The sequence below is a fragment of the Agrobacterium sp. rho-13.3 genome (assembly GCF_033957765.2).
In the GTDB taxonomy this organism is placed as follows: Bacteria; Pseudomonadota; Alphaproteobacteria; order Rhizobiales; family Rhizobiaceae; genus Agrobacterium.
Genome location: NZ_CP192774.1, coordinates 1,803,733 through 1,816,457, shown reverse-complemented (window position 1 = coordinate 1,816,457; position 12,725 = coordinate 1,803,733). Strand labels below are relative to the sequence as shown.

Below are 12,725 nucleotides of genomic sequence, written 5' to 3'. Positions count from 1 at the left end.
TAAAGATCATTCCGTTAGGTGTTTGACAAGTGATTCGCGGCCTAGCCGGATGCCTCTTGGGGCGAACGGCGTTGCGGCGGAGCGGATGTTAGCGTCAGGGAAAGCGACGAGATAGATGGCAACCAAAGTCAAAGAAAACGAAGAAGCTGAAAACGAACGCGATAGCGCTACGGATGGGCCGCTTCTCGATCTTTCGGATGACGCGGTCAAAAAGATGATCAAAGCCGCCAAGAAGCGCGGCTACGTCACCATGGACGAGTTGAACGAGGTTCTGCCGTCGGATCAGGTTGATCCTGACCGCATCGAAGACATCATGGCGATGCTCAGTGAAATGGGCATCAATGTTGTCGAGGATGAGGACGCCGAAGAGGCGCCTGCTGAAGCCGAAGACACCGATACCGAGGCGGAAGAGTCCGAGGGTGGCGAACTTGCGCCTTCCAGCGGCACGGCGCTGGCCACTGCCAAGAAAAAAGAACCGACCGACCGTACCGATGACCCGGTGCGCATGTATCTGCGCGAAATGGGGTCTGTCGAGCTTCTGTCGCGCGAAGGCGAAATCGCCATCGCAAAGCGCATCGAGGCTGGCCGCGAGACGATGATCTCCGGACTGTGCGAAAGCCCGCTGACGTTCCAGGCGCTGATTATCTGGCGCGATGAACTCAACGAAGGCACGACGCTGCTGCGCGAGATCATCGATCTCGAAACCACCTATTCTGGCCCGGAAGCCAAGGCTGCGCCGCAGTTCCAGAGCCCGGAAAAGATCGAAGCAGACCGCAAGGCTGCCGAAGAGAAGGAAAAGACCCGTCGTCTGCGCAATCCGGGCGGTGAAGACGATGTGACCAATGTGGGAGGTGAAGGCCTTCCCCATGAGGAAGAGGAAGAGGACGACGACGAGTCGAACCTTTCGCTTGCTGCCATGGAAGCCGAACTGCGCCCGCAGGTCATGGAAACGCTGGACACCATTGCTGACACCTACAAGAAGCTGCGCAAGCTTCAGGACCAGCAGGTTGAAGCACGTCTGGCTTGCACAGGCACGCTGTCCACCGGTCAGGAACGCCGCTACAAGGAACTGAAAGATCAGCTGATCACGGCGGTTAAGTCGCTGTCGCTGAACCAGAACCGCGTCGATAGCCTTGTCGAGCAGCTCTATGATATTTCCAAGCGTCTGATGCAGAACGAAGGCCGTTTGCTTCGTCTTGCTGAGTCCTATGGCGTGAAGCGTGATGGCTTCCTTGAGCAATATCACGGTGCGGAACTTGATCCGAACTGGATGAAGTCGATTGCCAATCTGGCCGCCAAGGGCTGGAAGGAATTCGCACGCGAAGAAAACAACACGATCCGCGATATCCGTTCGGAAATCCAGAATCTTGCACAGGAAACCGGCATTTCCATCGCCGAATTCCGCCGTATCGTGTCCATGGTCCAGAAGGGTGAACGCGAAGCGCGCATCGCCAAGAAGGAAATGGTGGAAGCCAACCTGCGCTTGGTGATTTCGATTGCGAAAAAATATACCAACCGTGGTTTGCAGTTCCTCGATCTCATTCAGGAAGGCAATATCGGCCTGATGAAAGCGGTCGACAAGTTCGAATACCGCCGTGGTTACAAGTTCTCGACCTATGCGACATGGTGGATCCGACAGGCCATCACCCGTTCGATTGCCGACCAGGCCCGTACCATCCGTATTCCGGTGCACATGATCGAAACGATCAACAAGATCGTTCGTACATCGCGCCAGATGCTGCATGAAATCGGTCGTGAACCAACACCGGAAGAACTGGCTGAAAAGCTGGCCATGCCGCTTGAAAAAGTGCGCAAGGTTCTGAAAATCGCCAAAGAGCCGATTTCGCTCGAAACCCCTGTGGGTGACGAAGAGGATTCGCATCTGGGTGACTTCATCGAAGACAAGAACGCGCTTCTGCCGATCGATGCTGCCATTCAGGCCAACCTTCGAGAAACGACGACCCGCGTTCTGGCCTCGCTCACACCGCGTGAAGAGCGCGTGTTGCGTATGCGTTTCGGCATCGGCATGAACACGGACCACACGCTGGAAGAAGTCGGCCAGCAGTTCTCGGTAACGCGCGAACGTATCCGTCAGATCGAAGCAAAGGCGCTGCGCAAGCTCAAGCACCCAAGCCGTTCGCGCAAGCTGCGTTCGTTCCTCGACAGCTAAGTCTTGGCATAGCATTTCAAAAAGCCCGGTCCGTTTATTCTGGCCGGGTTTTTGTTTTTCAGGATGGCACGGGCGTTCAAAACGCCTATCTGTGACATGCAGAAACAGGAACAGGTTTGTATGGAACCGGTCACGAAAAAGAGCTGGCGGCAGAGGAGTTGGACCATCCCGCTCTCTGTGATGCTGCATGTTCTGATCGTCGGCGTGTTTTACCTGCAATGGCCTGAAAACATCCAAGCTCCGGCAGAGCCGGAAAGCGTGAGCGTGGAACTGGTGGAACCTCCAAAAGAGGAGCCACCCAAGGAAGAACCGAAACCGCAGCCGGAAGAGGAAAAAGCCGAGGAGCCACCTCCGCCACCACCGCCGCCGCCGCCTGCGGAAACCAAACCGCCTGAACCTGCGCCTCAGACGCGCATCCCTAACATTGCTATCCGCCCGGACGGAACACAGTTGGACGAGCGTGACGATCCGGCCACACAGGAAGAGACGGGTGGGCAGGAGCAGCCCAAGCCAGCGGAGGAGCCTGAAACCTCACAACCGGAGCCGAAGCCGACGGAGGAGGCTCAGAAGTATGAAACGCCGCCTGAGCCTTCATCCAGCAAGCCGACAGCAGAGCAGGGGGAAATTGCTGCCGTGGAAGCGGACGCTCCCCCAGACACGGCTGCCGTCGCCGTGCCGACGCCCAAGCCAGAGGTAGAGACGAAGCCGGAAGAGGAACCCAAGGCACAGCCCGATGGCGCTGGCGATCCTAAACTCAAACCCGCAAAGAAGATTCTTGCAGGCGCAAAGGCTCCAACCCCGATGCGGCGGCAAATTCTCGGCCAGTTACCACCTCGTCAGCGGGTCGCACAACTGTGTATTGTCGAAGCACTGGCGCAAATCAAAGACGAGCGGAAAGGCCAGTCTCCGGCGGAGGGATTGGAACCGCATATCGGCAAAAACGAACCGATTGTGGGCAACGTTCTGGATGCTTATGGTGCATTTAACGTCGGTGCGGAGTGGTATCCAATCCATTATCGCTGTGAGATCGACATGGACCGCTATCTCGTGACGGATTTTCGTTTTGATATCGGCAAGAAGTTTTCTGCCGATGACGTCAAGAAAATAGGTCTGGTTGCGGATTAAAGGATGTCGGGCAGAGGTCTACGGTACGCGGCAGCGGGTGTGGCTTACCCCCTCTGTCCTGCCGGATATCTCCACCTCAAGGGGGAAGATCGAACCGCGGCAACCCCTCGCGTATCTCGACCCTTGCAGATGGAGTGACGAAGAAACGTCTAGCCGATCTCCCCCCTTGAGGGGGAGATGTCCGGCAGGACAGAGGGGGGGTAAAGCCACACCCGCTGCCGTCTATTATCGAAAAATCAGACCCCCAAAAAGAACCTCAAGCCACCACCGGCTTATCCACCAGCTTACCGATGGACGACATCAGCGCGTCCTCGTCATAGGGCTTGCGAATAACCGGAACATGGGCAAACTCCGCCGGGATCATGATGCCATCGGCATAACCGGTGGCGAACATGAAGGGGATTTGGCGGCGCAGCAGTTCGTAGGCGACGGGGATCGACGTGTCCGAGCCGAGATTGATGTCGAGAATGGCGACATCCGGTTTCAGATTTTTCAGCTTATCCAGCGCCATGGTGGAGGAGGTGGCTGTTTCGATATTGGTGATGCCGCGTGCTTCCAGCATATATTCGACATCCATGGCGATCAGCATCTGATCTTCGACGAGAAAGACGCGCAAGGGTTCCTCCACGGAATAGGGGCTGTAAGCGACCGGGTTGCCTAATGACATGTCCTGATCTGTCTCTGTTGGACCGGCTGTTGCATGGCGAGACGGCAGCACGATTTCGGCTTCGATGCCATGCGGCAAATAGCTGATGCGGCTTTTTCCGCCCAGATCGTAAGGCACGCTGCGGGTAATCAGTGCCGAGCCGAAGCCTGTTCTGGTCGGTGGCGTGACTGTACCGGGCACGGTTTCACGCCATGCGATAACGCAGTCACCCACATCATTCAGATCCCACGAAATGGATAGCCTGCCACCGGGTTGCGCCAGGGCGCCGTATTTCGCGGCATTGGTTGCCAACTCGTGCAGCACCAGCGCCATCACCGAGAAAGCGCGGGAATCCAGAACGATATTCGGACCTTGCAGATTGATCGCGTTGTCGGGAGAGCGATGCGGAGACAATTCGGCATCCAGAAGGTCGCGTAGCAATCCGCCGCCTTCGCCGCGCACCACTTGGTCATGCGCAAAAGAAAGCGCCTGAATGCGGCCCTTCAATGCGCCGACATAGTCCTGAAGAGTGCGGCCTTCCTGCGTGGGATTGCCCACCAGTGATTTGATGATGGCCAGCACGTTTTTAACGCGGTGGTTCAGCTCTTCGTTCAACATGCGTTGGCGCACTTCCGACTGCGCCCTTTCTCCCGCCATCAATTCGCTGTGGCGGAAGGCAACTTCCACCAGAGCCACGCGGGCAGCCTCGGCAATCTGCCGGTCTTCTTCGGTCCAGGGCTGCGCCTGTTTGTGGACGGTTTCTTTCCAGATCGCGAAACTTTTGCGCGGTGTCAGCCGGTCGCCAAGGGGGCCGGTTTCATAGGATTTATCCGGGTTGCCCGCCCAGTTCAGCGTCTGCACGAGTTCCCGTCTGAAAAACATCAGATAGTCGTCTTTGACGAGAGACAGCGGAACGGCCAGCATACCAGCGATCTCACCGCCCAGATCCTCCGCCTCCGGCAGATGATTGAACAAAGCATGGGTTGCCCAGACGCGACCTTCAGACACGGAGCCGAGCAACCGTGCAAGCTGCGGTGTGAGTGCTTCTGTCGGCACGGTGCCGAGGCTGTACCAGCGCTCGTTCATCCACACGCCGACGCCGTCACAAGGGAGAAGCGTGCTGAAATCCGGCAGGCTTTCGACCAAAAGTTCGTCGATGTTGTTGTGGTGGGCGGCAAGGCGCAGAAACTTGTCCAGCGATGCATGGGCATCCTGTGTCGTCGCCAGCTTTTTCTTCTGTTTGAGCGCCTGAAGATGGAGGGAGAAAAACTCCCCGAACATTTCCGCCGCGATGCGCATCGCCATGGGCAATACGCGGGGCGAATAATGGTGGCAGGCCACCAGTCCCCACAATTCCCCATCGATTATGATGGAAATCGACATGGAGGCCGCAACACCCATATTGCGCAGATATTCGCAGTGGATGGGCGAAACGCTGCGCAGATGGGCGAACGAAAGATCAAGCGGTTCGCCGGAAGCATCCAGCACCGGCTCGACCGGAATACGTTCGCCATTCGAATCCGAGATGATTCGCAGCGTGTTTTTCAGGTAAAGCGCCCGTGCCTGCTGGGGAATATCGGTTGCGGGGAAATATTGCCCAAGAAAGCTTTCCAGCTCACTCTGCTTGGCCTCGGAGATAACCTTGCCGGCCCCATCCTGCTCAAACCGGTAGATCATCACACGGTCATACCCCAGCATTGCTTTGATGAGCCGCGTGGTGCGGGAAATGAGGCTATCGACATTGTCGGCTTCACGAATGCGGTCGATCATCAACTGCGCGGTGTGAAGCGGCTGGGCCTCGTTGCTGGCAGGCTCCAGTTCGATGATCGCCACTGATTTGAACCGGTGGACAGAGATATCGAAGGATTTGCCACACTCCAGCGTCACATTCGGCAGCATGGCCGGGCGGTTGCTGTTTGCTGTCACGGTCAGTGCATTTCGCAAGTCGTGGACGGTGTGATTTCCGAGAAAATCCTCGATGGGTTTGCCAAGCATATCGCCGGACAAACCAAAGATACTCTGGCAATTGGCAGAATGCCGCAGAACCGTGCGCATGGCGCTGTCACAAGCGATGAGACAGCCGTGTGGCTGGATGGAACCGGGAATGTGGATAGGCTCTTTGTCGCAGTTCGTAAGATCGACCTGCTGCACTGGCGGCGTCATGGATTGGTCTTTCGGTGGCAAGATAGGGCGAATGAGCTGCTAATTATCATCTCTGATAACTGACTGGCCGTTAAAAAATCCGCATCGAAAGACGCCGTTGTGCTTTTTGAATAGAAGCAGCCTTTTTGCACATCATCATACTTGCGCATTCTTATGGTTTTTCCCCTGGACCCTGATTTACGTTTGTGTTTGCTCACGTAAAACACAATGCGCATAACTCTGCCTGATCGCATCAAACGCGGTATTTGCCGTTTGGTTCCACACATGAAAGCGAGAAATTTTTGCCGCAAAAATCCATCATGATCGCAACCCGCGGGCAGGGGCTTTATGAATTTACGGACGCCGCAGCGGCTTTCGTAAAATCCTGCGCGGTTGACGAAGGCTTGCTCACCCTGTTCGTTTGCCACACCTCCTGCTCGCTGCTGATCCAGGAAAATGCTGACCCGGATGTTCAGCGCGATCTGAAAACCTTCTTCGCGCGCCTTGTTCCGCCTTCCAGTGATCCGTCGATGTCGTGGGTCATCCACACCATGGAGGGACCGGACGATATGCCTGCGCACATCAAGTCCGCGTTGACGCAGGTGTCGCTCGGTATTCCCGTTTCCGGCGGCAGATTGGTGTTGGGAACATGGCAGGGCATTTACCTGTTCGAGCACAGAAACCAGCCCCACCAACGGCAGATCGTCATGCATCTTTCTGTTTGAAAATGCATATTAGCGGCATGAATGCAGTCTGAACGTGCGGTTCTGAAACCGTTCACCAGACGCTGATTATTGTCGCCTCAATCGACCCGGCCATCTGGCCTTGCGGCGAATATCACGAAACGGAGTATGACCATGATCAGCACATTTGCAAAAGCAGGCGTCGCAGCCCTCATCGCCCTCAGCGGACTTTCTGCAACGGCATCCACGGCGTCTGCCGGACCGGATGTTCGTTACGGCATCTACGTGCAGGATGGGTATCGCCATGGCGGTCCAGACAGAGGCCGTCCCGGTTGGGATCGCCCGGACCGTGGCCGCGACCGTTGCGCCCCTTGGATGGCTGAGGAAAAAGCCAGCCGCATGGGCTTGCGCCGCGCCCAGGTCGTTGACGTCTCGCCACGCCGCGTCGTCGTGGCAGGCTTCGACCGCCGGGGTCGCGACCGTATCGTATTCGCCAATGTTCGCGGCTGCCCGGTTATCCGCCGTTAACAGCACGGATGACCGAAAGATCACTGTTTAAATTCATCCCCTCGTCGCGTCGTGCGGCGAGGGGATTTTTGTTGTGAAACGCACCGTTTATTCCGTCATCCCGGACTTGATCCGTGATCCAGTGCGATCAACTCCTTGATCGCAAAAGAGTCTTCTGCACCGCAGACGCGGCGCAGCTGGATTCCGGCTCAAGGCCGGAATGACGGAAAAATGGACGCTCCTCTATACAGAATTTTTGTCAGGTGGTTGAGGCGCGGGTTCCGCGCCTCTCGCCGTTTATTGCTCCAACGCAAATGTCACATTGACCGACACCTTGTAGGTGTTTTCACCAGCAGCAATCGGCACACTGTCCGATTTCTCCATGGCGGATGCGCGCATCATCGCCATCGGAACAGGCATTGGCCGCTGCATGTTTTCGCTGATCTCGATCACGCGACCGAGTTTTACGCCTGCCGCCTCCGTCAGTGTTTTCGCTTTCGCAATCGCGTCGGCAACGGCGGCCTTGCGCGCCTGCGTGACCGTCGTTGCAGGGTTGTCATTCGTAAACGCTATGTCGCCACCCTGGTTGATGCCCAGCTTCACGGAGCTATCGAGAATGTCGCCCAGCTTGGCGAGGTCACGCACCCGCACTGTCAGGCCGTTCGTCACCTGATAGCCGGTGATCTCAGGTGCGATGTAAACGCCATCCTTCGGCTCGAATTGCTTGTAAAGCGGCTGCACGGAAAAATTGCTGGTCTGCAAATCCTTGTCCGCGATGCCCGCGGATTTCAGCGCGGCCTGAACTTCTTTCATGGCCTTGCTGTTTTCGGTGAGGGCTGCCGCCGCCGTTTCTGCCTGCTTTACCACGCTGAAAGACAGGATAGCCAAATCCGGCGCCACTGCCGCATCGCCTTCGCCTGAAACGCTGATGATAGAATCACGTTTTGCGTTGTCCTGCGCGGAGGCTGCCATGGGCAAAACGGCAAGAGCGGTAAAAGCGCAAAGCGCCAAGGAGCGTGCGAGTTTCGATGTCATTGAGGTTCCTCTTTGTTAGCGTCCCAGTTGTGGATGTCGCAGGAGATTATGTGGCTAATACGGCATAGTTTGCATGTCCAATGCTACAACGGCTTGTCGCATCCAAAAATTTGCGTTAAAGCCAAATCCGCGTCCGGTTGAACCATTGCAACCCCGCATTTCGACACGCTTTTTCAGCGTTCGAAAGGGCCTGTAGCTCAATGGTTAGAGCCGGCGGCTCATAACCGCTTGGTTGGGAGTTCGAGTCTCTCCGGGCCCACCATTTCCCCTGCCAGCAAATCAGTCCGAGATATCGCTCCAGTGTACAAGGTTCATCCTTTGACAGTGACTACGGGGCTTCGCAGATTGGCCTGACGTTCAGGTTATTCGACAGAACAGCCGCCAACACGAGGGACAATTCGCACGTTGGCTCGAAATTTAACGATTTTGAAAAGGCGCCATAAATTTCTACGACCTATGATTGCGGCATGAGTAGTCTCTCGCGTTTTGTTGTCGCTTCTTCAGCGACTGCCTTTCTTGCGGGAGGTGGCTACGACGACACGACAATCATTTGCACCCAGTATGGCGAGCGGTGGTTTTGTTCTGAGGAAGCGGCGCGTGTGGCTTGCTGGCGAAAAGCGTAGAGATGACAATTATAGAGGACAAGCTATTGCGACGTATCATTGGTCTCTTTTGCTTTATGGCATTCACATTCTGCTCGTTGACCCAAATGCGGGCCGAGCAATCGAATTTTACAGGAAACTGGCAACAAATTGTCTCCAACGCCGGGCAATGCGACAAATGCCGTATCGCCATTAAAGAGCAAGGCTCCGTCCTGCGCATAACGTCAAACAATGGTTGGTTTGCTGTTGCGGAGATTGGGAAGGGCGGACAGTCCACGACCTTTAGTGGCATCGGACGATGGAAACCGGGACACGGTGGCAGCTACAGCAGTGCTTCGTTTAATGTCCATTTTACCCTGACCGACGGCCAGCTTTACATGAAGATGAGCGTGCCTATTGAGAACAGGCCGGTTCGTGTCATCAAGGCGATTTTTGATAAGCTGCCATCAACCAATATTAACGATCGGTCATCGATAAAGGCGTAATGCTCGACCTCTGTTCGAATGGGCGCAAGCCCTGCAAGAGTGTGTATTCCATCAGGGTATCACGACTGCGACTGGAGAGGCCGGACTTATATGGCGACGCACCATTTCTCCGCTCACAAGCCAATAACCGGCCATCTTGTCCCAGACTTGCCAAAGTTGTCTCTTAGCAGGCGCTTGTGTCCGCAATGCCTCCCATGTCATGAGGACAATGTTGCGTGGAGACTGACAGATGATGAAAACCCTATTGGCCGGACAGCTATCGAGAAGAATAGCATTTGGAGCGTCCCTGTTCGCATGGGGCACGGCCAATGCGACGCCGGTGCTGGTGGTCGATACGGCAAGTCGTCAGGTTCTTTATCAGGAAGATGCCGGGGTGCCTTGGTATCCGGCGTCGACAACCAAGCTGATGACGGCGCTGGTAGTGTTTGAAGCGCTTCGCGCCGGTCAAGTGACTTTGACCACGCCGGTCACGATGACGCGCAACGCGACGAAACAGGCTTTTCTGGAATCAGGCCTGACCTTCGGGCGCACGATGACGCTCGAAGACGCGCTTTTTGCCACGCTGACCGCCTCGGCCAACGATGTTGCCGTGGCCTTGGCAGAGGCGGTGGCACCCAATGAAGCTGCGTTTATTCAGCGGATGAACGACGCCGCCGCGCGTCTTGGCATGACGGGAACGCATTTTTCCAGCCCCAACGGCCTGTTCAACCGAACAAATTACACGACCGCACGCGACCTTGCGGTCCTTGGAATGGAGATCGAACGGACGTTTCCGGATTACCACCGCTTTTTTCAGGGGTCTGCCGTCACGATTGACGGGAAAGAGATCAAATCCAACAATACATTGCTGACCCGTTTCAGCGGCACGGTTGGCATGAAGACCGGCTTTCTCTGTGCATCGGGCCGAAATTACGTTGGCCTTGCCACCCGCAACGGGAAAAGTGTGATGGTGGTGATGATGGGCGCGACGACAGAGCGGGAACGGGATGAGCGATCTGCACAATATTTGACGCAGGCGTTTGATGGGCAGTTGAATGCCTCTGGCCCAGTGGACGCGGTGCAAAACCGTAGCGACGTTGCGCCACAGGATATGCGTATCCGCCTCTGCACGGACAAAAGCGTGGCTTATGAAGCCGAACGCGAAGCACTCTATCCGATGGGCTTGCCGGGCAAGGAAACGTTTCTGAACGACCAGATTGCAGGGCAGGTCCATGCCATAACCACGTGGCAGAGCGAACATGTGGTCGAAGTGCCAACTCCAACACAACGCCCTTCTAAACCACAATAGGGGCGCGGCCCGGCGGGCTCATGTCGGCGGCTGTGTATGGCGCTCGAAAGGCGCGTCCAAGCCTTTGACTTTTCGTGCATCTCCATGGAGGTTGAAACGGGAATTCCACGGATTGGACAGAGGATGCCATGGCAATAGAGACACCGACGTTGGACGCTTTAAGAGCTGAAGAAGATGCCCTTAAACTTGACCGATTCGACTATGATTTTGCCTGGGGATTGGGCAGCCATCTCAGGGAAAAAGCGGCGTCTTTGAAACTGCCAGTCGCCATCGAAGTCAGGCATGGCGCAGATGTCGTTTTCGCAAGTCTTCTTCCGGGCGCAACCATCGATAATTTTGGCTGGACCAGCCGCAAATGCGCCGTGGTTCATCGCTTCCACCGCAGTTCATTGCGGGTTCGGCTCGAGGCGGAAGCAAAGGGATATGACTTCAACGTCAAGTTCGGACTGCCGGTGAGCAGCTTCGTCGCAAGCGGCGGCGGCTTTCCTCTCGCATTGCGGGGCGGAACGCTGATCGGCTCCGTGGCCGTCAGTGGACTGCCCGATGTCGAGGATCATGCGCTGATCACGGCATCGCTGAAGGAATTGCTCTCGCTTTAAAATGCTGCGCATTTCACAGCTTGGTGCAGGCGGAAGCGATAAGTCATTGTTTTCCGGGGCTGTCCGTTTCACGCCTTGGTGTCGCCACACTTTCCCACAGATGTTTTCGTTTGAATTGTAATAAGTGTTGACGGGAAATTAACCTCGTCTACTATATGTAGTGTTCTAGGTTCCTTCGAGTCGCAAGGCTTGTGAGGCTAAGACGGGAATACGGTGCGTTGGCGCTCATGATGAGCGCTTCAATGCCGTAGCTGCCCCCGCAACTGTAAGCGGCGAGTGTCTGTTCCACTATGTCACTGGGTCATGTTGATCCGGGAAGGCGGGGCGGAGGTTTTGACCCGTGAGCCAGGAGACCTGCCTAGAGCAGTTACATTAACGGGCGGGGTGTCCGGGAGTTGAAGGGTTTGTTGCGGCATAGGGGCCGAACATACCGTGTTCCCGAATGTCCTGCATGAGCTACTTCGGGGTAAATCCATGTCCAGTTTGTTGTCCAGTTTCAGTACCTTGCCCCGAGAGTGGTATACGCCCGCCTGAATGTTGTGCCGCCTTGCGTCAGCAGTGCGGAAACTTTTGAGCATGAAGGATAGCGTCGCCACCTCTTCGGGCGGGTGACGCATCCAGCTTCGCATTCATTCCACGTCCATCAACGCGCATCACGCGGTGCGCGGTCGCCATCGCTTGCCCACTCCCACGAGGACATTATGACCATTACCGTTTACAGCAAACCAGCCTGCGTCCAATGCACAGCCACCACCCGCGCGATGGACCGACAGGGCATCACCTACAACATCGTGGACGTTTCTGCCGACGAAGATGCCTATGCGCTGGTTCAGGGTCTGGGGTATCGTCAGGTTCCGGTCGTCATCGCCGGAGAGCGGCATTGGGCCGGTTTCCGCCCGGATATGATTGGCGCTCTCGCTTCGTGATTTGAGGATGTGATGGGTCTGATGGGTCTGATCGTTTATTATTCCAGCCGGTCTGAAACCACCCATCGCTTTGTTGAAAAACTGGGCGTGCGGGCCTTGCGTCTGCCCTTGTCGGCGGATGAAGCCGCACCCGAAGTCGATAAGCCTTACGTGCTGATTACGCCCACATATGGTGGCGGGGGAATGAAGGGTGCCGTACCCAAGCCGGTCATCCAGTTTCTCAACCACGTTGCCAATCGCAACCTCATTCGCGGCGTCATCGCCGCGGGCAATACGAATTTCGGCGCGGGCTATGCCTCGGCGGGGGATATCGTGTCGCGCAAATGCGCGGTGCCGTTTCTTTATCGCTTCGAGCTTTTAGGCACGCCCGATGATGTCGCCAACGTCAAACATGGACTGGAACGATTTTGGATACGCTGACCACCACCACCGCAAAGGACGAGGGAGCAAAGACCAATGCTTCCACCCGCAGTTCCGTCAACGAGCGGCAGGTGAGCCCCGCCGACGCGACGGTGGA

General features: G+C 56.2%; 11 protein-coding genes, 1 tRNA gene and 1 riboswitch. Of the genes, 10 read left to right on the top strand and 2 right to left on the bottom strand.

All coding sequences use genetic code 11. The features are described 5' to 3' along the window. Nucleotides 1-115 precede the first annotated feature (115 nt). The gene (gene rpoD / locus RMR16_RS09080; protein ID WP_320200575.1) at nucleotides 116-2,170 is read left to right on the top strand and encodes an RNA polymerase sigma factor RpoD; all 2,055 of its coding nucleotides are present in this window, start codon (nucleotides 116-118) and stop codon (nucleotides 2,168-2,170) included. A 120-nt stretch (nucleotides 2,171-2,290) separates the two neighbouring features. Next, nucleotides 2,291-3,295 carry a DUF930 domain-containing protein gene (locus RMR16_RS09075; protein ID WP_320200574.1) on the top strand — a complete coding sequence of 335 codons (1,005 nt, stop codon included), beginning with the start codon at nucleotides 2,291-2,293 and terminating at the stop codon, nucleotides 3,293-3,295. A 256-nt stretch (nucleotides 3,296-3,551) separates the two neighbouring features. On the opposite strand, the gene RMR16_RS09070 is transcribed toward RMR16_RS09075, so the two are convergent. Next, nucleotides 3,552-6,104, bottom strand: coding sequence for an HWE histidine kinase domain-containing protein (locus RMR16_RS09070; RefSeq protein WP_320200573.1), 2,553 nt, complete (start codon nucleotides 6,102-6,104; stop codon nucleotides 3,552-3,554). Between the two features lie 281 nt (nucleotides 6,105-6,385). On the opposite strand from RMR16_RS09070, the gene RMR16_RS09065 reads away from it, so the two are divergent. Then, on the top strand, nucleotides 6,386-6,808 hold the full coding sequence (locus RMR16_RS09065) for a secondary thiamine-phosphate synthase enzyme YjbQ (protein WP_320200572.1): 423 nt from the start codon (nucleotides 6,386-6,388) through the stop codon (nucleotides 6,806-6,808). 132 nt (nucleotides 6,809-6,940) lie between these two features. Beyond that, nucleotides 6,941-7,294, top strand: coding sequence for a hypothetical protein (locus tag RMR16_RS09060; protein ID WP_320200571.1), 354 nt, complete (start codon nucleotides 6,941-6,943; stop codon nucleotides 7,292-7,294). 276 nt (nucleotides 7,295-7,570) lie between these two features. Here RMR16_RS09060 and RMR16_RS09055 read toward each other — a convergent pair whose 3' ends face one another. Continuing rightward, nucleotides 7,571-8,308 carry an SIMPL domain-containing protein gene (locus RMR16_RS09055; protein ID WP_320200570.1) on the bottom strand — a complete coding sequence of 246 codons (738 nt, stop codon included), beginning with the start codon at nucleotides 8,306-8,308 and terminating at the stop codon, nucleotides 7,571-7,573. Between the two features lie 186 nt (nucleotides 8,309-8,494). Between RMR16_RS09055 and RMR16_RS09050 the strand changes: the two genes are divergently transcribed. From RMR16_RS09050 to nrdI, 6 genes are all read left to right on the top strand, one after another. Continuing rightward, a tRNA-Ile gene (locus RMR16_RS09050) sits at nucleotides 8,495-8,570 on the top strand. Between the two features lie 387 nt (nucleotides 8,571-8,957). Next, on the top strand, nucleotides 8,958-9,395 hold the full coding sequence (locus RMR16_RS09045; protein ID WP_320200569.1) for a hypothetical protein: 438 nt from the start codon (nucleotides 8,958-8,960) through the stop codon (nucleotides 9,393-9,395). Between the two features lie 229 nt (nucleotides 9,396-9,624). Beyond that, nucleotides 9,625-10,683 carry a D-alanyl-D-alanine carboxypeptidase family protein gene (locus RMR16_RS09040; protein ID WP_320200568.1) on the top strand — a complete coding sequence of 353 codons (1,059 nt, stop codon included), beginning with the start codon at nucleotides 9,625-9,627 and terminating at the stop codon, nucleotides 10,681-10,683. A gap of 128 nt (nucleotides 10,684-10,811) precedes the next feature. After that, on the top strand, nucleotides 10,812-11,282 hold the full coding sequence (locus RMR16_RS09035; protein WP_320200567.1) for a heme-degrading domain-containing protein: 471 nt from the start codon (nucleotides 10,812-10,814) through the stop codon (nucleotides 11,280-11,282). Nucleotides 11,283-11,432: 150 nt separating this feature from the next. Further along, nucleotides 11,433-11,658, top strand: a riboswitch (cobalamin riboswitch). Nucleotides 11,659-11,983: 325 nt separating this feature from the next. Further along, nucleotides 11,984-12,208 carry a glutaredoxin-like protein NrdH gene (gene nrdH, locus RMR16_RS09030; protein WP_320200566.1) on the top strand — a complete coding sequence of 75 codons (225 nt, stop codon included), beginning with the start codon at nucleotides 11,984-11,986 and terminating at the stop codon, nucleotides 12,206-12,208. A gap of 21 nt (nucleotides 12,209-12,229) precedes the next feature. Next, nucleotides 12,230-12,628: a class Ib ribonucleoside-diphosphate reductase assembly flavoprotein NrdI gene (gene nrdI, locus RMR16_RS09025; RefSeq protein ID WP_320200600.1), complete on the top strand. Its 399-nt coding sequence runs from the start codon at nucleotides 12,230-12,232 to the stop codon at nucleotides 12,626-12,628. Nucleotides 12,629-12,725: the final 97 nt, after the last annotated feature.

Bases quoted from the DNA above. Each gene is read 5' to 3' on its own strand.
- rpoD (WP_320200575.1), top strand. From the start codon at position 116: ATGGCAACCAAAGTCAAAGAAAACGAAGAAGCTGAAAACGAACGCGAT.
- RMR16_RS09075 (WP_320200574.1), top strand. From the start codon at position 2,291: ATGGAACCGGTCACGAAAAAGAGCTGGCGGCAGAGGAGTTGGACCATC.
- RMR16_RS09070 (WP_320200573.1), bottom strand. From the start codon at position 6,104: ATGACGCCGCCAGTGCAGCAGGTCGATCTTACGAACTGCGACAAAGAG.
- RMR16_RS09060 (WP_320200571.1), top strand. From the start codon at position 6,941: ATGATCAGCACATTTGCAAAAGCAGGCGTCGCAGCCCTCATCGCCCTC.
- RMR16_RS09055 (WP_320200570.1), bottom strand. From the start codon at position 8,308: ATGACATCGAAACTCGCACGCTCCTTGGCGCTTTGCGCTTTTACCGCT.
- RMR16_RS09040 (WP_320200568.1), top strand. From the start codon at position 9,625: ATGATGAAAACCCTATTGGCCGGACAGCTATCGAGAAGAATAGCATTT.
- RMR16_RS09035 (WP_320200567.1), top strand. From the start codon at position 10,812: ATGGCAATAGAGACACCGACGTTGGACGCTTTAAGAGCTGAAGAAGAT.
- nrdH (WP_320200566.1), top strand. From the start codon at position 11,984: ATGACCATTACCGTTTACAGCAAACCAGCCTGCGTCCAATGCACAGCC.
- nrdI (WP_320200600.1), top strand. From the start codon at position 12,230: ATGGGTCTGATCGTTTATTATTCCAGCCGGTCTGAAACCACCCATCGC.